General features: G+C 65.6%; 18 protein-coding genes. 7 read left to right on the top strand and 11 right to left on the bottom strand.

Annotated elements, in window-relative coordinates:
* Positions 1–134: 134 nt before the first annotated feature.
* The 4 genes from FG94_RS15015 to FG94_RS15030 all read left to right on the top strand — a co-directional run bounded on the left by FG94_RS15015 (position 135) and on the right by FG94_RS15030 (position 7,688).
* Entirely contained in the window at positions 135–1,550 is a 1,416-nt protein-coding gene (locus FG94_RS15015) for a glycoside hydrolase family 105 protein (protein WP_036213159.1), read from the top strand.
* A 23-nt stretch (positions 1,551–1,573) separates the two neighbouring features.
* Positions 1,574–2,800: a DUF4861 family protein gene (locus FG94_RS15020; protein ID WP_036213162.1), complete on the top strand. Its 1,227-nt coding sequence runs from the start codon at positions 1,574–1,576 to the stop codon at positions 2,798–2,800.
* Between the two features lie 7 nt (positions 2,801–2,807).
* On the top strand, positions 2,808–4,622 hold the full coding sequence (locus FG94_RS15025) for a glycoside hydrolase family 28 protein (RefSeq protein ID WP_036213534.1): 1,815 nt from the start codon (positions 2,808–2,810) through the stop codon (positions 4,620–4,622).
* A gap of 123 nt (positions 4,623–4,745) precedes the next feature.
* Positions 4,746–7,688, top strand: coding sequence for a TonB-dependent receptor (locus FG94_RS15030; protein WP_051996744.1), 2,943 nt, complete (start codon positions 4,746–4,748; stop codon positions 7,686–7,688).
* A gap of 121 nt (positions 7,689–7,809) precedes the next feature.
* Here FG94_RS15030 and FG94_RS15035 read toward each other — a convergent pair whose 3' ends face one another.
* From FG94_RS15035 to FG94_RS15085, 11 genes are all read right to left on the bottom strand, one after another.
* Entirely contained in the window at positions 7,810–8,493 is a 684-nt protein-coding gene (locus tag FG94_RS15035) for an OmpW family protein (RefSeq protein WP_036213165.1), read from the bottom strand.
* A gap of 68 nt (positions 8,494–8,561) precedes the next feature.
* The gene (locus tag FG94_RS15040) at positions 8,562–9,929 is read right to left on the bottom strand and encodes an SGNH/GDSL hydrolase family protein (RefSeq protein ID WP_036213168.1); all 1,368 of its coding nucleotides are present in this window, start codon (positions 9,927–9,929) and stop codon (positions 8,562–8,564) included.
* Between the two features lie 259 nt (positions 9,930–10,188).
* Positions 10,189–11,217, bottom strand: a complete 1,029-nt coding sequence (locus tag FG94_RS15045) for an L-threonylcarbamoyladenylate synthase (protein WP_036213171.1) — start codon at positions 11,215–11,217, stop codon at positions 10,189–10,191.
* 2 nt (positions 11,218–11,219) lie between these two features.
* The gene (locus FG94_RS15050) at positions 11,220–12,404 is read right to left on the bottom strand and encodes a 5-(carboxyamino)imidazole ribonucleotide synthase (RefSeq protein ID WP_036213174.1); all 1,185 of its coding nucleotides are present in this window, start codon (positions 12,402–12,404) and stop codon (positions 11,220–11,222) included.
* A complete protein-coding gene (gene purE, locus FG94_RS15055) occupies positions 12,397–12,909 on the bottom strand; it encodes a 5-(carboxyamino)imidazole ribonucleotide mutase (RefSeq protein WP_036213177.1) in 513 nt (170 codons plus the stop codon). Before purE ends, FG94_RS15050 begins: the two co-directional genes overlap by 8 nt.
* A 4-nt stretch (positions 12,910–12,913) precedes the next feature.
* Positions 12,914–13,810 (bottom strand): phosphoribosylaminoimidazolesuccinocarboxamide synthase, encoded by an 897-nt coding sequence (locus FG94_RS15060; RefSeq protein ID WP_036213180.1) that lies wholly within the window; start codon positions 13,808–13,810, stop codon positions 12,914–12,916.
* A gap of 365 nt (positions 13,811–14,175) precedes the next feature.
* Entirely contained in the window at positions 14,176–15,240 is a 1,065-nt protein-coding gene (gene fba / locus FG94_RS15065; protein WP_036213183.1) for a class II fructose-bisphosphate aldolase, read from the bottom strand.
* Between the two features lie 19 nt (positions 15,241–15,259).
* A complete protein-coding gene (gene pyk / locus FG94_RS15070; protein ID WP_152571001.1) occupies positions 15,260–16,720 on the bottom strand; it encodes a pyruvate kinase in 1,461 nt (486 codons plus the stop codon).
* 82 nt (positions 16,721–16,802) lie between these two features.
* Entirely contained in the window at positions 16,803–18,011 is a 1,209-nt protein-coding gene (locus tag FG94_RS15075) for a phosphoglycerate kinase (protein ID WP_081926011.1), read from the bottom strand.
* A 51-nt stretch (positions 18,012–18,062) separates the two neighbouring features.
* Complete coding sequence (locus FG94_RS15080) at positions 18,063–18,398, bottom strand: AzlD domain-containing protein (RefSeq protein ID WP_036213189.1); 336 nt, start codon at positions 18,396–18,398, stop codon at positions 18,063–18,065.
* Positions 18,391–19,152, bottom strand: a complete 762-nt coding sequence (locus tag FG94_RS15085) for an AzlC family ABC transporter permease (protein WP_036213192.1) — start codon at positions 19,150–19,152, stop codon at positions 18,391–18,393. The genes FG94_RS15080 and FG94_RS15085 overlap by 8 nt, the downstream gene beginning before the upstream one ends.
* Positions 19,153–19,365: 213 nt before the next feature.
* Here FG94_RS15085 and FG94_RS15090 point away from each other — a divergent pair, with 213 nt between their 5' ends.
* The 3 genes from FG94_RS15090 to FG94_RS15100 are packed head-to-tail and all read left to right on the top strand — an operon-like array spanning position 19,366 to position 21,162.
* A complete protein-coding gene (locus tag FG94_RS15090) occupies positions 19,366–19,560 on the top strand; it encodes a zinc-finger domain-containing protein (protein ID WP_027865446.1) in 195 nt (64 codons plus the stop codon).
* A gap of 35 nt (positions 19,561–19,595) precedes the next feature.
* Positions 19,596–20,582: a YheT family hydrolase gene (locus FG94_RS15095; RefSeq protein ID WP_036213196.1), complete on the top strand. Its 987-nt coding sequence runs from the start codon at positions 19,596–19,598 to the stop codon at positions 20,580–20,582.
* Between the two features lie 4 nt (positions 20,583–20,586).
* Positions 20,587–21,162 carry a DUF2946 family protein gene (locus FG94_RS15100; protein WP_036213198.1) on the top strand — a complete coding sequence of 192 codons (576 nt, stop codon included), beginning with the start codon at positions 20,587–20,589 and terminating at the stop codon, positions 21,160–21,162.

Consider the following 21,162-nt stretch of genomic DNA (forward strand, 5'->3'; position numbering starts at 1 on the left):
TATGCCATACAATTTCGGGCAGTGGCTAGTCCACATTGCTATTTTGGTCGGACCAAATTAGAATGGCCTGACCAATAAGTAGTCAGATAGTAGCTAGACGTATAAGTCAGACAAATCCGCCCGACTGGAGACATATGAAGACGACCTTGATGGCAGCCTCGCTTGCCACCGTTCTTGGCTGCGCACTCGCTTGCGGCCCCGCCCTGGCCCAGGGTGGCCACTACCGCAACACCGATAACAAGAACCTGCTGGACCACTCCGAAGGCACCTATCCGGTGCCGTACAAGAAGCCGGTGGTGGCGGAAGTGACTGCCCAGCTCAAGGCGATCCGCGGCTACATGGACCAGGCAACGCCGACCCGCATCATCAACAGGAAGACCGGCGACCAGATCACCGACCTGAAGACGCCGAACGCCGATGCCATCTTCGAACCCAGCGCGGGCGACTACGGCATCCAGGTGTACGAGATGGGCGTGGTCCACTCGGGCCTCCTGAAGGCAGCCGAAGCGACCGGCGACAAGAGCTTCACGGCGATGAGCCAGCGCCACTTCCAGTTCTTCTCCCAGACCCTCCCCTATTTCCGCGCCCAGGAACAGAAATTCCAGCTCGACCGGGCCAACAGCTTCGCGCGCTTCCTCGCCCCGCACTCGCTGGACGATTCCGGCTCGATGTGCGCCGCCCTGATCCGCGCGCGCGCGGCCAAGGTCGGGCCGGACCTCAAGCCCATGATCGACACCTGCAGTGACTGGGTGATCAACAAGCAGTTCCGCCTGGAAGACGGCACCATGGCGCGCAAGCGCCCACAGGAAGTGTCGCTGTGGGGCGACGACATGTACATGAGCATTCCCCTGCTGGCCGAGATGGGCCGCATGACGGGCGATCGCAACCACTTCGACGACGCCGTCAACAACGTCATGGGCATGAGCAAGCGCCTGTTCAACCCGCAGAATGGCCTGTACACCCACGGCTGGCACGCCAACCATCCGGACGCGCCGCGCTTCTACTGGGCGCGCGCCAACGGCTGGGCGGTGCTGGCCATGTCGGACCTGCTCGACGTGCTGCCGAAGGACCACCCGGGCTACCAGCCGGTGCTGAACCAGCTGCGCGCCGCGATCAAGGGCATCGCCGAACTGCAGTCGGGCACCGGCCTGTGGCACCAGATGATCGACCGGAACGATTCCTACCTCGAAACCTCGGCCAGCGCCATGTTCACCTACGTGATCGCGCACGCGGTCAACCAGGGTTGGGTCAGCCCGACCACCTACGGCTCGATCGCGCAGGCCGGCTGGGTGGGCCTGTCGACCCGCATCACCGCCAAGGGTGAAGTGGAAGGCACCTGCGTCGGCACCACCCTCGCCGGCGACATGGTCTATTACTACAACCGCCCGACCAGCGCGCACGCGCTGCACGGCTACGGCCCGACGCTGCTGGCCGGCGCCGAGATCATCAAGATGATCAATAACCCGGCTATCGATATCCAGCACAAGGTTCGCACGTATCATTACGTGCCCAAAGGGGGCAAGACCGACTACAACAAGCATCAGCAATGATGCGTTCATCACCGAGTGAAGCCATGAAACGACTGATCCTTGCAGCGGCCGCATTGTCCACCAGCGCCGCATCGCTGAACGCCTACGCCTTTGACAAACTGGCGGTGACCGTGCAGCACGACCTGTCCATCGCACGTCCGTCCGAGACCATCTCGATTCCCTGGAGCGAGGTCAACGCCGCCCTGCCGGGCGCCCTGATCCAGAAGATCGCCGTGAAGGACGCCAAGGGCCGTGTGCTGCCCTACCAGGTGACCAACGTGGCGCCGCTGTCCAAGGATCCGGAGAACAAGGGCATCGCCTACGGCGAACTGCTGTTCCAGCACAGCTTCGCCCCCGGCGAGAAGAGCGCCAGCTTCACCGTCGAGAAGATCGACACGGTGGCGCCGGTGTTCGCCCAGAAGGCCTATGCCCGCTACGTGCAGGAACGCCTCGACGACTTCGCCTGGGAAAACGACAAGGTGGCGCACCGCACCTACGGCCCGGCCCTGGCCGCGCCCTCCCCGGCCGGCATGAACAAGGAAGTGCTGGTGACGAGCGGCCTGGACCTGTGGTTCAAGCGCGTGCCTTACCCGATCATCGACCGCTGGTATAACAAAGGCCATGACCACTACCACGAGGACGAGGGCGAGGGCATGGACATGTACCAGGTCGGCAAGTCGCGCGGCGCCGGCGGCACCGGCGTGTGGGACGGCAAGCAGCTGTACACCAGCGTGAACTACGCCTCGTGGAAGGTGCTGGCCAACGGCCCGGTGCGCGCGGTCTTCGAGCTGCACTACGCCGCCTGGGATGCGGCCGGAAAGCCGGTCAGCGAGGTCAAGCGCTTCACGGTCGACGCGGGCCGCCAGCTGGACCGCATCGAGAGCACCTTCCAGTTCGAAGGCAATGATCCGATCACGGTTGCCGTGGGCCTGAACAAGAACCCGAGCGACAAGGGCCAGGACCCGGTCATCGCGGTCAAGCGCGAAGGTCCGGTGCTGCTGCAGTGGATCGAGCAGAAGAGCAATGGCGCCTTCGGCACCGCGGTGGTGCTGCCGGGCGCGGAAGGCTTCACCGAAGACAAGCTGAACGAGCTGATCCTGGCCAAGGCCACGTCCGGCAAGCCGCTGCGCTACTACGCCGGCGGCGCCTGGAGCCGCGCCGGCGACGTCACCACGCTCGCCCAGTGGCAGCGCCTGGCGCAGGACACCGCTGCGCGCGACGGCAATCCGGTGCGCGTGATCCTCGCAAAGCCGGCCAAGTCGGGCAAGTGAGGTGACGATGCGCTTCCAGCCCCGCCGCCGCGCCCTGCTGCGCACCGTTCCCGCCGCCGGCCTGCTGCTCGCCGGCGCCGGCTGCGCCACCTCCTCCAGCAACAAGACCGCAGGCGATCCGTGGCAGCGCGCCGCCGACATCGTCGCGCGTTTCGCCACCCCGCTGCGCTTCCGCGAGGAAGACTTTCCGATCACGGCCTTCGGCGCCAAGCCCTGCTCGATGGTCGAGGTCAAGGGACAGACCGCCTCGCTCGTCAATGGCACCCTGCGCACTCCGGCCAAGGGCTCGCCCGACGCCTATCCGGCGATCACGGCGGCCATCGCGGCCTGCCACGCCAAGGGCGGCGGCCGGGTCGTGATCCCGGCCGGCGACTGGTACTGCGCCGGCCCGATCGTGCTGCGCTCGAACGTGCACGTGCACCTGGCCGCAAACGCGCGCGTGCATTTCTCGGCCAATCCGGAACACTATGCGCGCCACGGCGAATTCGACTGCGGCGCCAACGGCAAGCTGACCCTGTCGCGCTGGCAGGGCAACGACGTCCTGAACTACTCGCCGCTGGTCTATGCGCACAACCAGACCAATATCGCGCTCACCGGCGCCGACTGGACCAGCATCCTGAACGGCCAGGGCGGCGTGCCTTTCGAGAACAAGCCGGACGAGTGCTGGTGGGACTGGAAAGGCCGCGGCACGCCGGTACGCACCCGCACCGAGATCGCAGCGAACCCGGCCAACCTGTCGCTGGACAAGGTGGCGCCGAACCTGTCCGAGGCGCAGCGCGCCCTGATCCAGGGCGAAGGCTGGCAGACCGATTCGCGCTACCTGCCGGCCCTGTCGGAAGCGGGCGTGCCGGTGGCGCGCCGCGTGTTCGGCCACGGCCACTTCCTGCGCCCCTGCATGATCGAATTCATCGGCTGCAGCAAGGTGCTGCTGCAGGGTTACCAGGTGAATGCGGCGCCGTTCTGGCTGCACCACCCGGTGAACTGCCGCGACCTGCACATGCGCGGCGTGAACATGGAAAGCCTGGGACCGAACAGCGACGGCTTCGACCCGGAAGCCTGCGACGGCGTGCTGGTGGAGGAATGCACCTTCAACAACGGCGACGACTGCATCGCGATCAAGGCCGGCAAGAACCGCGATACGGGGTTCGGGCCGACGCGTAACATCGTGATCCAGCGCTGCATCATGAACAGCGGCCACGGTGGCGTGACCCTGGGCAGCGAAATGGCCGGCGGCATCGAGCACGTGTATGCGCAGCAGCTCGAGTTCCGCAACATGCACTGGGCCAAGAAGCCGCTGAACACGGCGATCCGCTTGAAGACCAACATGAACCGGGGCGGCTTCCTGCGCCACCTGTACGTGCGCGACGTTACCCTGCCGAACGGCGTCAGGATCGAGCCGATGCTGTACAAGCCGCTGCCGGGCGCGAAGGAAATCACCCAGCCGGTGGCCTCGACCGCGGGCGCGATCATCACCATCGACTGCGACTACGTGCCGGGCGACGACGCGGTGCGCACCCGGCCGCCGCAGGTGTCGGACATCGTCATCAGCGGCGTCCGTGCCGGCAACGTGGACACCGGCTCCGGCAAGTTCTCGTGCTACCAGGCCTTCGTGCTGCTCGGGCCCGTGGCGTCCAGCTTCAACGGACCGGCCGGCACTCCGATCCTGCCGATCGAGCGCATGCGCATCAGCGACTCGGACTTCGGCACGCCGAAGAACGCGGCCCAGCCCTGGTTCCTGCACAATGCCACCGGCATCATCCTGGACCAGGTCACCATCGGCGGCAAGCTCTACAACACGACCCTGTCGTCCAGCAATCCCTAATCTGGGAGAGGTCAGGCCAACTCATGTATTTATTTGAATTGGCCTGACCACATCTGTCAATATTGCCGTAAAATCTAGAAACTGGCCTGACCAGATATAGATAAAAAACGCAATGGAGACAGCATGAAACAAGCGCCGCGTGCCGCCTTACGCCAACTCACCCTGTGCCTGCTCGGCACTGCCTCGGTGTCCACCCTGTCCATCGGTGCTGCTTTCGCCCAGGACGCCCCAGCCTCCCAGCCGCAACAGATCCAGACCGTCCAGGTGACCGGCCTGCGCGCCTCGCTCGAGAGCGCGCTGAACGCCAAGCGCGAAGACAACGGCATCGTCGACGTCATCAAGGCGGAAGACATGGGCAAGTTCCCGGACACGAACCTGGCCGAGTCGCTGCAACGCGTACCGGGCGTGGTGATCGACCGCGACGCCGGCGAAGGCCGCAACATCACGGTGCGTGGCCTGGGCCAGGACTTCACCCGCGTGCGCATCAACGGCATCGAGGGCCTGGCCACCACCGGCGGCACCGACAGCTCGGGCGGCACCAACCGCGGCCGCGGCTTCGACTTCAATGTGTTCGCCTCCGAACTGTTCAGCTCCCTCACCGTGCGCAAGAGCTCCTCGGCCGACGTCGACGAAGGCTCGCTCGGCGCCACCGTCGACCTGCAGACCCTGCGCCCCTTCGACCTGAAAGGCTTCAACGCCACCATCGCGGCCAAGGGCAAGTACAACGACGGCTCGGAAAAGATTGACCCGCGCGTGGCCTTCATGCTGTCCAACACCTTCATGGACCGCACCCTCGGCGTGCTGGTCTCGGGCGCATTCTCGAAACGCCGCGTGCTGGAGGAAGGCTTCAGCACCGTGCGCTGGGATAACGGCCCCTCGTCGGGCGGCTGGTGCGCCCCGCAAGGCGTCGCCAACAACCCGGCCAACTCCACCGCCACCACCTGCGGCCCGGCGGCCCAGGGCGTGCCGCGCCTGCCGGCATCAAGCGCCGCTACCGAGGCCTACAACGCCGCCAGCAGCGCCGGTAACTTCCACCCGCGCCTGCCCAGGTACGGCCGCCTGACCCACGACCAGGACCGCCTGGGCCTGACCGCCTCGGTGCAGTGGCGCCCGCAGCGCGGCACCCTGCTCACCTTCGACATGCTGTACTCGAAGCTGGATGCGACGCGCCAGGAAGACTTCCTGCAGGCGATGTCCTTCAGCCGCAGCGCCGCCCAGGGCGGCAAGCCGCAGATGAGCGTGGTCGAAGCGCAGTACGCGCCGAACGGCGCGCTTCTGTATGGCCGCTACAACGGCGTGGACATCCGCTCGGAATCGCGCTTCGACGAACTGAACACCACCTTCAGCCAGCCGACCCTGACGCTGGAACACAAGTTCAGCGACACCTGGAGCATGAGCGCCAAGGTCGGCCGCGCGAACTCGAAGTTTCGCAATCCGGTGCAGACCACCGTCACGCTCGACGCGCTGAACGTGAACGGCTACACCATCGACTTCCGCGGCAACGAGCGCCTGCCGGCGATCAGCTATCCGTTCGACCCGATGGCAAGCAACGGCGCGCTGGGCATCATCGGCGTGCCGGCAGTGGCCAGCGGCACCCAGCCCACCACGGTGCCGAACACCACCACCAGCGAGATCCGCATCCGTCCGCAGGGCGCAACCAACGTCAACGACGTCGGCCAGTTCGACCTGGCCTGGGAAGCCAGCGACAACCTGAGCTTCAAGGGCGGTGTGAATCGCAAGAAGTACGAGTCGGACACCTACGAATTCCGCCGCGTGAACCAGAACGACACGATCTTCGCGCCGGCGGCAGGATCGAGCGGCCTGACGACGACCGTCAACGGCTTCGGCAAGGGCCTCGACATGCCGGCCGGGAACCCGACCGGCTGGGTGATCCCGAACCTGCGCGCCATCGCGGCCGCCTACGACATCTACTGCAACTGCATCAAGGCCGGCCCCGCGGGCGGTCCGGGCGACTTCACCCTGTCGTCGATCACCAACGGCAATGCGCGCGGCAACAACCGCACCGTCACCGAGCGCGACGACGGCTTCTACCTGATGGGCGAGTTCAAGTACGACCTGTGGGACATCCCGCTGCGCGGCAACTTTGGCGTGCGTCACGTGAAGACCGAGCTGGAAGCGATCGGCTACCAGGCCGCCGGCGGCGGCACCGCGGTGAAGGTGAACCACGAGTACAAGGACACCCTGCCTTCGATGAACATCGCGGCCAACCTGACCCGCGACTTCATCGTCCGCTTCGGCGCGGCCAAGGTGATGACCCGTCCGCAGCTGGGCTTCCTGTCGCCGGGCGGCACCATCTCGACCACCGGCACGCTGACCATCAACACCGGCAACCCGCTGCTGAAACCCTTCCGCGCCAAGACCTTCGACTCGAGCTTCGAGTACTACTTCGGCAAGAACGCCTTCGTGGGCCTGGGCCTGTTCCAGAAGAACATCGACACCTACATCCAGTCGCTGCGCACCAACGTGGCCTTCCGCGAGACCGGCCTGCCGATGTCGCTGCTGCCGGCGAACTTCAGCGGCGACGAGCAGTTCCAGGTCACGGCCCCGATCAACACCGATGGCGGCAAGCTGAAGGGCTTCGAGCTGAACTACCAGCAGCCGTTCACCTTCCTGCCGGGCTGGGGCCGCAACTTCGGCACGGTGCTGAACTACACCAAGGTGAGTTCGAAGATCGAGTATGCGGTCTCGCCGACCAGCAGCGAACGCATCGTCGACGACCTGCTGAACCTCTCGCCGAAGTCCTGGAACGCGACCTTCTACTATGACGACGGCAAGTTCAGCGTCCGCGTCTCCGGCGCCAAGCGTTCGTCCTTCCTGACCCGCGTGCCGGGCCAGAACAATAACGACGTCGAAGGCAAGAACGAAACCTTCAACGTGGACGTGTCGCTCTCGTACAAGTGGAACGAGCAGCTGGAATTCACGCTGGAAGGCGTCAACCTGACCAACGAGCCGAACGACCAGTTCATCAGCCGCGCGCGCAACAGCGTGGTGGTGAACAACGTCACCGGGCGCGAGTTCCTGGCGGGGCTGCGCTACAAGTTCTGATTTCTTCCTCTCCTCTCCTTGGGAGCTTTGACAGCCCGCGCTTGCGCGGGCTTTTTTCATGCTGCGTCACAAGCAAAAAAGGCCCGCACGCGGCGGGCCCTCGGGCAGGATGAAACGCCGCTTAGAACTTGTAGCCGACAGCCAGGATCACCGACACCGGGTCCAGCTTCATGTGCTGGGTCTGGCCGGTCGAGAAATGCACGTCGGTGCGTAGGCGAGCCTTGTTCAGGGTTACGTCGGCAAACCATTTCTCGGTGAAGTTCACGGCCATGCCAAGCTGGGCGGTGTAAGTGAACTTGTTGTCGATGCTGAAGGTCGTCGGAACGCCGCTGCCCGGGTTGGTAATCGCGGTCATCTTGGCCGAGCCGCGTTCCTTCATGAAATAGGCATACGTCGCGCCGATGCCCACGAAGGGACGGAAAGTGGCCGTCGGGGCACCGAAGCGGTATTGGGCGAACAAAGTCGCCGGCAGCGCCTCGACGGTGCCGAGCTGGCCGGTGCCGGCGATGGCGCCCGCGCCGTAGATCTTGTGCTTGTAGGGCGTGCCCAGCGCGGTCTCGAGCGAAATGTTGTCGGTCAGGCCGTAGGCCAGGACCAGCACCGGCTGAATGTCCCGGTCGACGTCGCCCTTCGAGCCCGGCAGGGCCGGCGCGCCGATATCGCCGCTTTCGACCTTCGGGGTGAGCTGGTTGAGGCCGACCTTGGCCGTGAACTGACCGGCCGACTGGGCTGACGCGGTCGAAGCGCAGGCCAGCGCTGCGGCGACGCCCAGCACCTTGACGACGCTGTTGAAACGTACTTTCATGTTATCTCCTGATTCTGTGATGGGAGCCCGCCTGGTGGCGGGCCCTCCGCTGTCGTGCAGCCTGTCGATTACAGCCAGCCCTTGACCGCCATTTCCTTGAGAACAAGGCGTGCGATCAGGTTGTTCTCGAACGGCGTCGGGTGGATGTCGTCGGCGAACATGTAGCGGCTGACGTCACCGGCCACGGTATTGCTGTTTGTGCAGATCAGGGACGTGGTGCCCAGTGCGTTCGGGCCGCAGGCCGGGCTGGTGGTGTTGGTCAAGCCATACGGCCCCGGATTCTTCACCTGGTCATTGCTGACGCTGTACAGGTCGACGTACAGGATACGGTCGTCGGCGCCGATGCCGTTCTTCAGCTGGGTATTGAAGGCGTTGATCATGGCGGTAATCAACTGCTGGATGTCGGCGGTGCGAGACTTGCCGGCCGGGGTGCTGGCAACGTCGGGCAGGTTGGCGACGATGACGTATTTCGCGCCCTTGGCCAGGATCTCGTTCTTCACCAGTGCCGCCATCTGCGCGCCGGCCGTACCCAGGTCCTGGACCAGCTTTGGACCGTTGGCGGCGGCGTAGTCGGCGCCGGCTTTCGCACCGGCAGCGGTGGCGTCGGCCTGGGCCTTGGTGACCATCGGGCCATAGACCGACACCTGGGCCACGGCGGCGTTGCCGGGCTGGCGCGCGGCGGCGCCCACGGCGGCGGCCACGATGGTCTGCGAAGTATTGCCCGGACGTGCGCTCTCGGTGGCGATAGCCGCGCCGATCGCCTGGGCGGCGGTCTGCGGATTGGTCGCGCCAGCCGCAAGCTGGGCGGTCAGCGAGGTGGCGAAAGTCTGGGCACCGGCGGCATTGCCTGCCGCCGTGGCCTGGGCCGACAGAGTACTCAGGGCCATCAGCACGTCGTTACCGCCGGACAAGATGGTCACCAGCTCGGTGCCGCTGAACTTGTTGCCGGTGCGCGACAGGTGGTTGGCGACCTGGGTCACCAACGGCACCGTCATTTCGCCGATCGGCGAGCCGGTAGCCTTGTTGCCCGGGCCGATCGGGTTGGTCACGCGCGAACCACCCTGGGCATAGTTGAAGCAGTTCAGGTTGTTGCTGATCGGGACCGAGAAGCCGCGCGACGCGTCGCCCTCGAGGCCGGTCTGGGCCGCGCAAGGCGCCGGCAGTTTCAGCTCGGCTGCCAGGAATTCGACCCAGATCTTGCCGTTCAGCTCAGGATTCTTGGCGGTGCCGTCGCCGTTGATGGTGAACTTGCCGCCGCCGGCCTGCTTGACCGCGCCCACGGCATAGGTACCGACGTCCGACAGGCTGTCGCCGAAGGAGACCTGCTGGGTGAAGCTGAGTTTTTGCGTTTGGTCGCCGCCGCTTGGGCTGGTCCCGCCGCAGGCTGCCAGCACCGCTGCCGTCAACAGGGCGAGCGCGAGTTTGGTTTGACGCATTGTGTCTCCTAAATTGGTTTTATCTGAAACGAACGGGCGTGCTATTCGTTTCATAATAATATGCCAGTGTTCAACTTGCTTGTATAGGAATTGCTTACCCGCACGTCAGTTTTTGGTGACACGTGGCAAGCAGATCGGGCGGCGATTATAGCGCCGCTATCGATCCGGAAAGAAAGGGTTTTTGAACGGTGTGACACAGAACAACGCCCGTACGTACGGGCGTTGTGCCTGAAGACGCTTCAGGTGTGCGAAGACGCGCTTACTGAGCGGTTTGGTTCAGCAGGCCATGCACGATGCCGGTCGAGCCGTGCGCGGCGCGGCGCAGGCGGTCGTTGACGCCCAGCCAGGCTCCGCCCTGCGGCGGCGCTTCGACCAGGATCAGGTCCGCGCCCTGGCCGTCCATCGCACGCAGCGCGGCGTACAGGGCGTGGGCGAAGCCATCCGGCGTGGCCGGCAGGCGCAGCGCGGCGTGCGTGCTCGGCATGTCCGAGTAGTGGATCAGCGCGACCTTGCGTCCCGCCGCCGCCAGTTCAGCCAGGGTCTGGCGCAGCGTGGCGCTGTCCTGCATCGCCACCGGCGTATGCGGCGCATAGTGCGATTCGAGCGTGCCCGAGGCGCGCGGGGCTGCGGCGTCGGGAGCGCTCGGCAACTGGTCGATCACCGCGGCGATCGCCTCGGCGCTGATGTGGCCCGGACGCAGCAGCACCGGGCCGTGCGTGGCCAGGCGCGACAGGTCGACGATGGTCGATTCGATGCCGACTTGCGAGGCGCCGCCATCCAGCACCATGGCCAGCGTGCCGTCTTGCTCGAACTCGTCGCGCACGTGCTGGGCCAGGGTCGGGCTGACCGCGCCGAACTTGTTGGCCGACGGCGCCGCCACGCCGCCCTTGCCGCCCTTGAAGGCGCGCAGCAGCGCGATCGCCACCGGGTGCGACGGGCAGCGCAGGCCGACCGTGTCCTGGCCGCCGCTGACGGCGTTCGGGATGTTCGGTGCGCGCTTGAGGATCATGGTCAGCGGGCCCGGCCAGAAGGCATCGGCCAGCGCCTGGGCCTCGTGCGGGATGCTTGCTGCCCAGTAGTCGAGCGGCGCACCAGGAGCGAGGTGCACGATCACCGGATGGTCCTGCGGGCGGCCCTTGGCGGCATAGATGGCCGCGACCGCGGCCGGGTTCTCGGCATCGGCGCCGAGGCCGTACACGGTCTCGGTCGGGAAGGCGACCAGCGCGCCCTGCTCCAGCGCGCGTGCGGCAGCCTCGATGACGGCCTGGTCGATGTTCTCGCTTGCCATCCTTACTCCGGGATTCCGAGGATCGCGCAGGCCTGGCGCAGGCTGTCCTGCGCCTGTTCGAGCGTCGGCGCCACGAAGGTCACGTGGCCCATCTTGCGTGCGCGGCGCGGATCGTCCTTGCCGTACAGGTGCAGGTTGGCGCCCGGCAGTGCCAGGACGCGGTCCCAGGCTGGTTCGCGCGGGGTGTCGCTGCTGCCTTCGAACCAGACGTCGCCCAGGATGTTGAGCATGACGGCGGGCGAATGCTGGCGCACGTCGCCCAGCGGCAGGCGCGCCATCGCGCGTACCTGTTGCGCGAATTGGCTGGTGATGCAGGCGTCGATGGTGTAGTGGCCGCTGTTGTGCGGGCGCGGCGCCATCTCGTTGACCACCAGGGTGCCGTCGGCAAGCACGAAGAATTCGATGCACAGCACGCCCACATAGCCCAGCTGGTTCACGATGGCGCGCGCCGCATCCTGCGCCTGTTTGGCGCAGGCATCGGAGACGTTCGGTCCCGGCACGGTGGTCGTGAACAGGATGCCGTCGCGGTGCACGTTCTCGGCGATCGGGTAGACCACCGAGGCGCCGTCATAGCCGCGCGCGGTGAGGATCGAGACCTCGTAGGCCAGCGGCAGCATCTTCTCCAGCAGGCAGGTGACGCCCTTCATGGCATCGAACGCGGCGCGCACGTCGTCGCGGCTGCGCACGCGCACCTGGCCCTTGCCGTCGTAGCCCATGCGCACGGTCTTCAGGATGCCGGGCAACAGGTCGTCATCGATGGCGTCGATGTCGGCATGCGAGGCGATGGTCTTGTGCGGCGCCGGCATCACGCCGGAGCTCGGGGCGCATTCGACGAAGAAGCGTTTTTCCGCGATGCGGTCCTGGGCGATCGATACGCAGGAGGCGGCCGGCGCGACAAAAGCGCGCTCACCCAGCCAGGCCATGCTGTCGGCCGGGACGTTCTCGAATTCGGTGGTGACGGCGACGCAGGCCTGGGCCAGTTCGGCCAGGCCGTTGGCATCGGCATAGCCGGCGTTGATCAGGCGCTCGGCGACCTGCCCTGCCGGGCAGTCCGCGGCTGGCTCGAGCACCGCGACCTTGTAGCCCATCGCCTGGGCGGCGTGGGCGAACATGCGGCCGAGCTGGCCGCCGCCCATCACGCCGAGCCAGGCCGACGGATTGGCGGATGGGAGAAACGATTCACTCATGCGTCAGAACGGGAAGAGTCATGGCCTGGGCCGCCGCGGTCTGCTCGGCGCGGAAGGCCAGCAGCTTCTGCGCCAGCGCATCGTCGGTCGCAGCCAGGATCGCCACCGCGGTCAGGGCCGCGTTGGCGGCGCCGGCTTCGCCGATGGCGAAGGTCGACACCGGCACGCCCTTCGGCATCTGCACGATGGAGAGCAGCGAATCTTCGCCGCGCAGGTACTTCGAAGGTACCGGCACGCCCAGCACCGGCACGATGGTCTTGGCGGCCACCATGCCCGGCAGGTGGGCGGCGCCCCCTGCCCCGGCGATGATCGCGCGCAGGCCGCGCTCGCGTGCGGTTTCCGCATAGGTGAACATCTCGTCCGGCATGCGGTGCGCCGAGATCACCTGCGCCTCGAAAGGCACGCCGAACTGCTTCAGGATGTCCACGGCATTCTTCATCACGTCCCAGTCGGACGAGGAACCCATGATGACGCCGACAACTGGCTTGTTTGCTTGCTCGCTCATCTTCTCAGGCCTTCAGCTTCTCGCCGGTGAGGCGTTCGATGGCTTCGAAATACTTGGCCTGGGTCTTTTCGATGACGTCCTGCGGCAGGGCCGGGGCCGGGGCGGTCTTGCCCCAGTCGGTCAGGGTTTCGAGGTAGTCGCGCACGAACTGCTTATCAAAACTCGGCGGCGACATGCCCGGCGCGTAGGAGTCGGCCGGCCAGAAGCGCGAGGAGTCGGCGGTCAGGACTTCGTCCATCAGGTGCAGCACGCCATTGTCGTCCAGGCCGAATTCGAACTTGGTGTCGGCGATGATGATGCCGCGGGTGGCGGCGTATTCGGCGGCGGTGGTGTAGAGCTGGATGCTGATGTCGCGCATCTTGGCAGCGAGTTCCTTGCCGATGCGGTTTTCCATTTCCTCGAACGAGATGTTCTCGTCGTGTTCGCCGATGTCGGCCTTGGCGGCCGGGGTGAACAGCGGCTGCGGCAGCTTGTCGGCCTGGCGCAGGCCGGCGGGCAGCTGGATGCCGCAGACGGCGCCGCTTTCCTGGTAATCCTTCCAGCCCGAGCCGATGATGTAGCCGCGCACGACGGCTTCGACCAGGATCGGCTTGAGGCGCTTGGCCACGACGGCGCGGCCGCGCACCTGCTCGACTTCATCCGGGGCCACCACGCTTTCCGGCGCCACGCCGGTCAGGTGGTTCGGCACGATGTGGCCGAGCTTCTCGAACCAGAAGTCGCTCATCTGGTTCAGCACCATGCCCTTGCCGGGAATCGGCTCGTTCATGACCACGTCGAAGGCCGACAGGCGGTCGGTGGTGACGATCAGGATCTTGTCGTCGCCGACAGCGTAGTTGTCGCGCACCTTGCCGTGACCGAGCAATGGCAGGGACTTGATGGTGGATTTGTAGAGGCTGTTCATAGAAGGGATATCAGGGAAACGGGACCGGGATGGTACCGGTCGAGTGGGTCAGGTCTGGGGGGTGGCCTGGGCCAGTGCGTAATTTTACGTCAATTTGCTACCAACCGCGCCGCTAACCCGTCGTTCCCGCGAAGGCGGGAACCCAGTTTTATTCGAGTGCAGCAGCAGTAGCACCTGCTGCTGGCAGCGAAACCGTCGCTCCGGCGAAGGCCGGAGCCCAAGTTTGCGTGCACTGTAGCGCACTCAAACATGTCGGTCTGCTGACGAAATTGGATCCCGGCCTGCGCCGGGATGACGTTGCTTTGGTGCGGTGGTGAGGCTGGCTGCAAGGTTCCTGCAGCGCAGCATGACTACATTTCCAACTCTTACTGGACGATCTGGGCCAGCTCGCCTGCCTTGTAGCGCTCGGCCATCTTCTCCAGCGGCACCGGCTTGATCTTGGCGGCCATGCCTTCGCAGCCGAAGGACAGGTAGCGCGCCTTGCAGATCTCGGTGGCGGCTTCGCGGGCCGGCTTCAGGTAGTCGCGCGGGTCGAACTTCGACGGGTTCTGGAACATGTACTTGCGGATCGCAGCGGTCATGGCCAGGCGGATGTCGGTGTCGATGTTGATCTTGCGGACACCATGCTTGATGCCTTCCTGGATCTCTTCGACCGGCACGCCGTAGGTCTCTTTCATGTCGCCGCCGAATTCGCGGATGATCGCCAGCAGTTCCTGCGGCACCGACGAGGAGCCGTGCATCACCAGGTGGGTGTTCGGGATGCGGGCGTGGATTTCCTTGATGCGGTCGATCGCCAGGATGTCGCCGGTCGGCTTGCGGGTGAATTTGTAGGCGCCGTGCGAGGTGCCGATGGCGATCGCCAGGGCGTCGCATTGCGTTTTGGCGACGAAGTCGGCGGCCTGGGCCACGTCGGTCAGCAGCTGCTCGCGGGTCATGGTGCCGTCGGCGCCGTGGCCGTCTTCCTTGTCGCCCTTCATGGTCTCCAGCGAACCGAGCACGCCCAGTTCGGCTTCGACGGTCACGCCGATCGAGTGCGCGAATTTCACGACTTCACGCGAGACTTCCACGTTGTATTCGTAGGAAGCGACCGACTTGCCGTCGGCCTCGAGCGAACCGTCCATCATCACCGACGAGAAGCCCGAACGGATCGCGGCCATGCAAACCGCCGGCGACTGGCCGTGGTCCTGGTGCATGACGACCGGGATGTGCGGGTAGGCTTCGACGGCGGCGTCGATCAGGTGACGCAGGAAGGCTTCGCCTGCGTATTTGCGGGCGCCGGCCGAGGCTTGCATGATGACCGGGCTGCAGGTGGCGTCGGCGGCGGCCATGATGGCCTGCACCTGTTCCAGGTTGTTGACGTTAAAAGCCGGCAGGCCATAACCGTTTTCGGCGGCATGGTCCAGCAGTTGACGCAGCGATACGAGTGCCATGGTTGATTACTCCAAACAATTAAGAAACTATTTCGTCCAGCTCGCCCACGCGCACGATCTTGAGCGCATTGGTGCCGCCGGCCTGCCCCATCGGCGAGCCCCAGGTCACGACGATCAGGTCGCCCTTGCGCACCATGCCTTCGCGAATCAGGACTTCTTCGGCCTTGCGCAGCACCGCGTGGCTGCCACCTTCCTGCAGCAGGTGGAATGCTCGCACGTTCCGGTACAGCGATGCCTTGCGCTGCGTCGTCTGCAGCGGGGTCAGGGCGAAGATCGGGGTATCGATCGAGTGACGGCTCATCCACAGTGCGGTCGAGCCCGATTCGGTCAGCGCCACGATCGCCTTCACCTTCAGGTGATGGGCCGTGAACAGGGTGCCGTAGGCGATCGACTGGTCGATGCGGGTGAACTGGACATTCAGGAAATCTGCATCCTGCTTGTTGTATTCGGATTGTTCGGCCTCGAGGCAGATCGCGGCCATCATTTCGACGGTCTCGACCGGGTATTTGCCCGATGCGGTCTCGGCCGAGGTCATCACGGCGTCCGTGCCGTCCAGCACGGCGTTCGCCACGTCCGAGACTTCGGCGCGGGTCGGCACGGCGTTGACGATCATCGACTCCATCATCTGGGTCGCGGTGATGGCCAGCTTGTTGGAGGCGCGCGCCATCTTGATCATGCGCTTCTGCAGCGCCGGCACCGCCGCGTTGCCCACTTCCACCGCCAGGTCGCCGCGCGCGACCATGATGCCGTCCGAGGCGTCCAGGATTTCCTGCAGCACGGGGATGGCTTCGGCGCGCTCGATCTTGGCGATCATCATCGGCTTGTGGCCGTAGGGCTCGCCGGCGATGTTGGCCAGCTGGCGCGCCATTTCCATGTCGGTGGCGTTCTTCGGGAAGGAGATCGCCAGGTAGTCGGCCTGGAAGCTCATCGCGGTCTTGATGTCTTCCATGTCCTTCGAGGTCAGGGCCGGCGCGGTCAGGCCGCCGCCCTGGCGGTTGATGCCCTTGTTGTTCGACAGCTCGCCGCCCACCTTCACGGTGGTGAAGATCTCGTGGTTGACGACCTTGTCGACGATCAGCACGATCAGGCCGTCGTTCAGCAGCAGCTTGTCGCCCGGCTTGACGTCGCGCGGCAGGGCCTTGTAGTCGAGGCCCACGCGGTCCTGGTTGCCCAGCTCGCCGTTCTCGCCCCAGCGGGCGTCGAGGATGAACTTGTCGCCGTTGTTCAGGAAAATCTTGCCCTCTTCAAACTTGCCGACGCGGATCTTCGGACCCTGCATGTCGGCCATGATCGCCACTTCGACGCCGCATTCGGCAGCCGCGCGGCGCACCAGGGCGGCGCGGTCGATGTGGTCCTGCGCCTTGCCATGCGAGAAGTTCAGGCGCACGACGTCGACGCCGGCGCGGATCATGCGGACGAGGATGTCGAAGTCGGTCGATGCCGGGCCGATGGTGGCAACGATCTTGGTGGCGTTGTACAGGGGGCGCGCAGCTTGCATGTGTCTGGAATCCTTGGTTCTGAAAAGAGAAGCGCAGCCACTGGGCTGCGCTGGTACTGATTACTTATTGTTCGGATTTACGCTGGAGCAGGATCTCGACTGCCGGCAGGGTCTTCCCTTCCAGGAACTCGAGGAAGGCGCCGCCGCCGGTCGAGATGTAGCCGATCTGGTCGCCGATGTCGTACTTGGCGATCGCGGCCAGGGTGTCACCGCCGCCGGCGATCGAGAAGCCGTTCGACTTGGCGATCGCCATCGCCAGGGTCCTGGTGCCTTCGGCGAACTGGTCGAATTCGAACACGCCCACCGGGCCGTTCCAGACGATGGTGCCGGCCTTGGCCACCTGCTCGGCCAGCATGGCGGCGGTCTTCGGGCCGATATCCAGGATCATGTCGTCGTCCGCCACGTCGGCCACGTCCTTGACGGTCGCAGCCGCGGTCGGGCTGAATTCCTTGGCGCAGAACACGTCCACCGGAATCGGCACCTGCGCGCCGCGCGCGGCCATCATGTCGATGATCTGCTTGGCCTCACCGACCAGGTCGTTCTCGACCAGCGACTTGCCGATGTTCAGGCCGACGGCCTTCATGAAGGTGTTGGCGATGCCGCCGCCGACGATCAGGTTGTCGACCTTGCCGGCCAGGCTCTGCAGGATGGTCAGCTTGCTCGACACCTTCGAGCCGGCCACGATGGCCAGCAGCGGACGGGTCGGCTGGCCGAGGGCCTTGCCCAGCGCATCCAGTTCGGCCCCCAAGAGAGGGCCGGCCACGGCCACCGGCGCGAACTTGGCGATGCCGTGGGTGGTGGCTTCGGCGCGGTGCGCGGTGCCGAAGGCGTCGTTGACGTAGACGTCGCACAGCTTGGCCATCTTCTGGGCCAGCTCGTCGGCGTTCTTCTTTTCGCCCTTGTTGACGCGGCAGTTTTCCAGCAGCACAACCTGGCCCGGCGCGACATCCACGCCATCGACCCAGTTCTGCTTGAGTTCCACCGGCTGGCCGAGCAGCTCGGACAGGCGCGCGGCGACCGGCGCCAGGCTGTCTTCCGGCTTGAACTCGCCTTCGGTCGGACGGCCCAGGTGCGAGGTGACCATCACGGCGGCGCCGGCCTTCAGGGCAGCCTGGATCGCCGGCACGGAGGCGCGGATACGGGTGTCTTCGGTGATATTGCCAGCGTCATCCTGCGGCACGTTCAGGTCGGCGCGGATGAATACGCGCTTGTTCTTCAGCGCATCGCGGTCGATCAGGTCTTGCAAACGGGTGAAACTGAGAACGTCGTCCATTGGCTAGTCAACAATGAAAAAGTGAAAAAACGTCATTGTACATTAGGGGGGCTAGGGAAAAACGTGTAACACGCGCAACAGTGTGAATACCAGCATGCCGAAGATGATCGTCATCAGCATGCTGCGGCGCCACAGGTAGAAAGCCAGGGCGGCGAGCGCCGCGATCAGCTTGGGATTGGCCAGCGTGAGCTGGGTCTGGCCCTGGGTGTCGATCAGCAGGTCGGGCCCGATGATGGCGGCCAGCGCGCAGGCCGGCGCATAGCGCAGCATCTCCTGCACCCGCGGCGGGATGGTGACGCGGTGGCCGATCAGCCAGAACGAGCTGCGAGTGGCGGCGGTGGCGACGCACAGCACGCCGATGGTGAGCCAGATTTCCCAATCAGCCATTGCGTGCCTTTTGTTTTGCGAGGGACTCTTCGACAAACATCGAAGTGACCATGCCGACCAGGACGGCCAGCAGCAGCCCGAGCTTGTACGGCAGGCCGTAGGCCAGCACCGATACCGCAATGGCGACCGCCACGCCGCACAGCGCCGCATTGTTGATGATGAGCGGCACCATGATGCACAGGATCGCCAGCGTGCCGGCAAAGCCCAGCCCCCATTCGGTCGGAATGGCGCTGCCCAGGAAAATGCCGATCAGCGAGCCGATCTGCCAGGCGAACCAGTTCGGGTACATCAGCCCCTTCAGGTAAGACAGTTTGCCGGCCACGCGTTCGGCGGTCGGATAGCGCTGCAGGAACATCGCCACGGTCAGGTCGCCCGAGACGTAGCCGAGCAGGAAGCGCTGCTTCCAGGGCAGGTGCGCGAAGTGCGGGCCGAGCAGTGCGGAGAAGATGACGAAGCGCAGGTTGACGACCAGGGCGGTGGCGAAGATGACCCAGATCGGTGCGGCGGCGGCAATCAGGGGAAGTGAAGCGAGCTGGGCGGATCCGGCGAAGACCAGCAGGGTCATGCCGACCGCCTGCGCGGCGGTCAGGCCGCTCTTGACCATCGCGATGCCCACCACCAGGCCCCAGGCGCCGATGCCGAACAGCGAAGGCAGGCCGGTCTTGAAGCCCTCGCGCCAGGCGGCGGGGTCGTGGGCTTCGGTGGGCTCCGTGGTGACAGCTGCTTGCGGGCCCGGCGGCAGGGCCGGGGTCATGTTGTTTTCCTGCAACTGCCGTATGGGGCGGATGCGGCGACGGGCTTGAAACGGTCGGGCATGAAACGCATGTAAGGGTGCGGCGCCAGGCTGGCAGCGCAATGCCCCCGGGCTCGTTTATGATCAGCTGGTAATTCTACCGATCATTTCGATATGCAGGTTGAATCGGATAGAATCTTGTCTTTGCCATTTCCCTTTTATGGAGAAAAACAGATGAACCAAAAGACGATGCCTGTGGTGGAACTCGAGGCCAAAGACCTGCCGGCACACTGCCCGAATCCGGCAATGCCGCTGTGGTCCTCGCACCCGCGCGTCTTCCTCGATTTCGACCACCACGGCGATGCCAAGTGCCCATACTGCGGCACCCAGTACCGCCTGGCCCCGGGCGTCGAGCTCAAGCACCACTGATCTTCCCGGTGCGGCGCCAGCCGCACCGATCTTCCATGCACTACCGCGCGCCCGCATGGCTGCCTGGCGGCCACCTCCAGACCATCTATCCGGCGACCTGCGTCGCCAAACCGCCCGTCGCCTACCGGCGCGAGCGCTGGAGCAGCAGCGACGGCGACTTCATCGATGTCGACTTCGTCGACGGCCAGCCGGGCAAGCCGCTGGTCGTGCTGTTCCATGGCCTGGAAGGCTCGTCCAACAGCCATTACGCGCGCTCGCTGATGGCGGCGCTGCGCGCACGCGGCTGGTCCGGCGCGGTGCCGCACTTCCGCGGCTGCTCGGGCGAAGCCAACCTGATGCCGCGCTTCTACCATTCCGGCGACGCCGCGGAAGTCGACTGGGTGGTGCGCAAGCTCCATGCGCGCGCCCCCGGTCCCCTGTTCGCGGCGGGCGTGTCCCTGGGCGGCAATGCGCTGCTGCGCTGGCTGGGCGAATCGGGCCATGGGGCGGACATCGTCGAGGCCGCCTGCGCGGTGTCGGCGCCGCTCGACCTGGCGCGCGGCGGCGAAGCGCTGTCGTCCGGCTTCAACATGCTGTACACGCGCATGTTCCTGCAGACGCTCAAGCCCAAGTGCCTGGCCAAGCTGGAACGCTATCCCGGCCTGTTCGACCGCGGCGCCCTGATGGCGGCGCGCGACCTCTACGCCTTCGACAACGTGGTGACCGCGCCGCTGCACGGCTACAAGGACACCGACGACTACTGGCACCGCGCCAGCGCCCGCCACGTGCTGCACGAGATCACCGTGCCGACCCTGGTGCTCAACGCCCGCAACGACCCCTTCCTGCCCGGCCGGCACTTGCCCCAGTCCGCCTCGAAAGCGGTGACGCTGGAGTATCCTGACGAAGGTGGGCACGTCGGCTTCGCCGTGGGTCCCTTCCCCGGACGGATCGACTGGCTGCCGCGGCGCATCCTGGCCTTCTTCGACAGCGCGGCGCCTGCCGCAAGCCGCGCGCCCGGCGCGCTCGAACCATGCGAAGCTTGAGACTATGGACGACATCGTAAAACAGGCAATGGCCAAGTGGCCGAACGTACCGCACTGCTACGGCTGGCTGGCGCTGGATGCGCGCGGCAACTGGCGCATGCGCGACGAGGCGGCGCAGCGCGCCAATGCGCCGGGCGACAAGCTGGCGAATGCGGCGCTGGTAGGCTTCATCAACCGTAACTACGCGCACGACGACAAGGGCCGCTGGTATTTCCAGAACGGCCCGCAACGCGTGTACGTGAACCTGGAAGCGACGCCCTTCATCGCGCGCACCGACCCAAGCCAGGGCTTCGTGCTGCAGACCGGCCAGGCGCTGGCGGCGGTGGAAGCGGCCTACATGACCGATGCCGGCGCCGTGATCCTGCAGGCCGGCGAGATCGTCGCCCAGCTCGACGACCGCGACGTGGCCCAGGTGCTGGCGCGCATGGAGCTCGACGGCCAGCCGGCCTCGGTGGAAGCAATCATGGCCTGGCTGGAGGACGACTCGGCCGAGCTGACGCTGGACCGTGTGAAAGTGGAACGCTTGTCGGCCGATGCGCTGCAACGCCGCTTCGGCTACGTGCAAGCGCCCGGGACCTGA

The organism is Massilia sp. LC238, assembly GCF_000735635.1.
GTDB classification, from domain to species: Bacteria; Pseudomonadota; Gammaproteobacteria; order Burkholderiales; family Burkholderiaceae_D; genus Telluria; species Telluria varians.

Excerpts from the sequence above, each read along its gene's own strand:
- FG94_RS15015 (WP_036213159.1), top strand. The coding sequence starts at position 135 with ATGAAGACGACCTTGATGGCAGCCTCGCTTGCCACCGTTCTTGGCTGC.
- FG94_RS15020 (WP_036213162.1), top strand. The coding sequence starts at position 1,574 with ATGAAACGACTGATCCTTGCAGCGGCCGCATTGTCCACCAGCGCCGCA.
- FG94_RS15025 (WP_036213534.1), top strand. The coding sequence starts at position 2,808 with ATGCGCTTCCAGCCCCGCCGCCGCGCCCTGCTGCGCACCGTTCCCGCC.
- FG94_RS15030 (WP_051996744.1), top strand. The coding sequence starts at position 4,746 with ATGAAACAAGCGCCGCGTGCCGCCTTACGCCAACTCACCCTGTGCCTG.
- FG94_RS15035 (WP_036213165.1), bottom strand. The coding sequence starts at position 8,493 with ATGAAAGTACGTTTCAACAGCGTCGTCAAGGTGCTGGGCGTCGCCGCA.
- FG94_RS15040 (WP_036213168.1), bottom strand. The coding sequence starts at position 9,929 with ATGCGTCAAACCAAACTCGCGCTCGCCCTGTTGACGGCAGCGGTGCTG.
- FG94_RS15045 (WP_036213171.1), bottom strand. The coding sequence starts at position 11,217 with ATGGCAAGCGAGAACATCGACCAGGCCGTCATCGAGGCTGCCGCACGC.
- FG94_RS15050 (WP_036213174.1), bottom strand. The coding sequence starts at position 12,404 with ATGAGTGAATCGTTTCTCCCATCCGCCAATCCGTCGGCCTGGCTCGGC.
- purE (WP_036213177.1), bottom strand. The coding sequence starts at position 12,909 with ATGAGCGAGCAAGCAAACAAGCCAGTTGTCGGCGTCATCATGGGTTCC.
- FG94_RS15060 (WP_036213180.1), bottom strand. The coding sequence starts at position 13,810 with ATGAACAGCCTCTACAAATCCACCATCAAGTCCCTGCCATTGCTCGGT.
- fba (WP_036213183.1), bottom strand. The coding sequence starts at position 15,240 with ATGGCACTCGTATCGCTGCGTCAACTGCTGGACCATGCCGCCGAAAAC.
- FG94_RS15075 (WP_081926011.1), bottom strand. The coding sequence starts at position 18,011 with ATGGACGACGTTCTCAGTTTCACCCGTTTGCAAGACCTGATCGACCGC.
- FG94_RS15080 (WP_036213189.1), bottom strand. The coding sequence starts at position 18,398 with ATGGCTGATTGGGAAATCTGGCTCACCATCGGCGTGCTGTGCGTCGCC.
- FG94_RS15085 (WP_036213192.1), bottom strand. The coding sequence starts at position 19,152 with ATGACCCCGGCCCTGCCGCCGGGCCCGCAAGCAGCTGTCACCACGGAG.
- FG94_RS15090 (WP_027865446.1), top strand. The coding sequence starts at position 19,366 with ATGAACCAAAAGACGATGCCTGTGGTGGAACTCGAGGCCAAAGACCTG.
- FG94_RS15095 (WP_036213196.1), top strand. The coding sequence starts at position 19,596 with ATGCACTACCGCGCGCCCGCATGGCTGCCTGGCGGCCACCTCCAGACC.
- FG94_RS15100 (WP_036213198.1), top strand. The coding sequence starts at position 20,587 with ATGGACGACATCGTAAAACAGGCAATGGCCAAGTGGCCGAACGTACCG.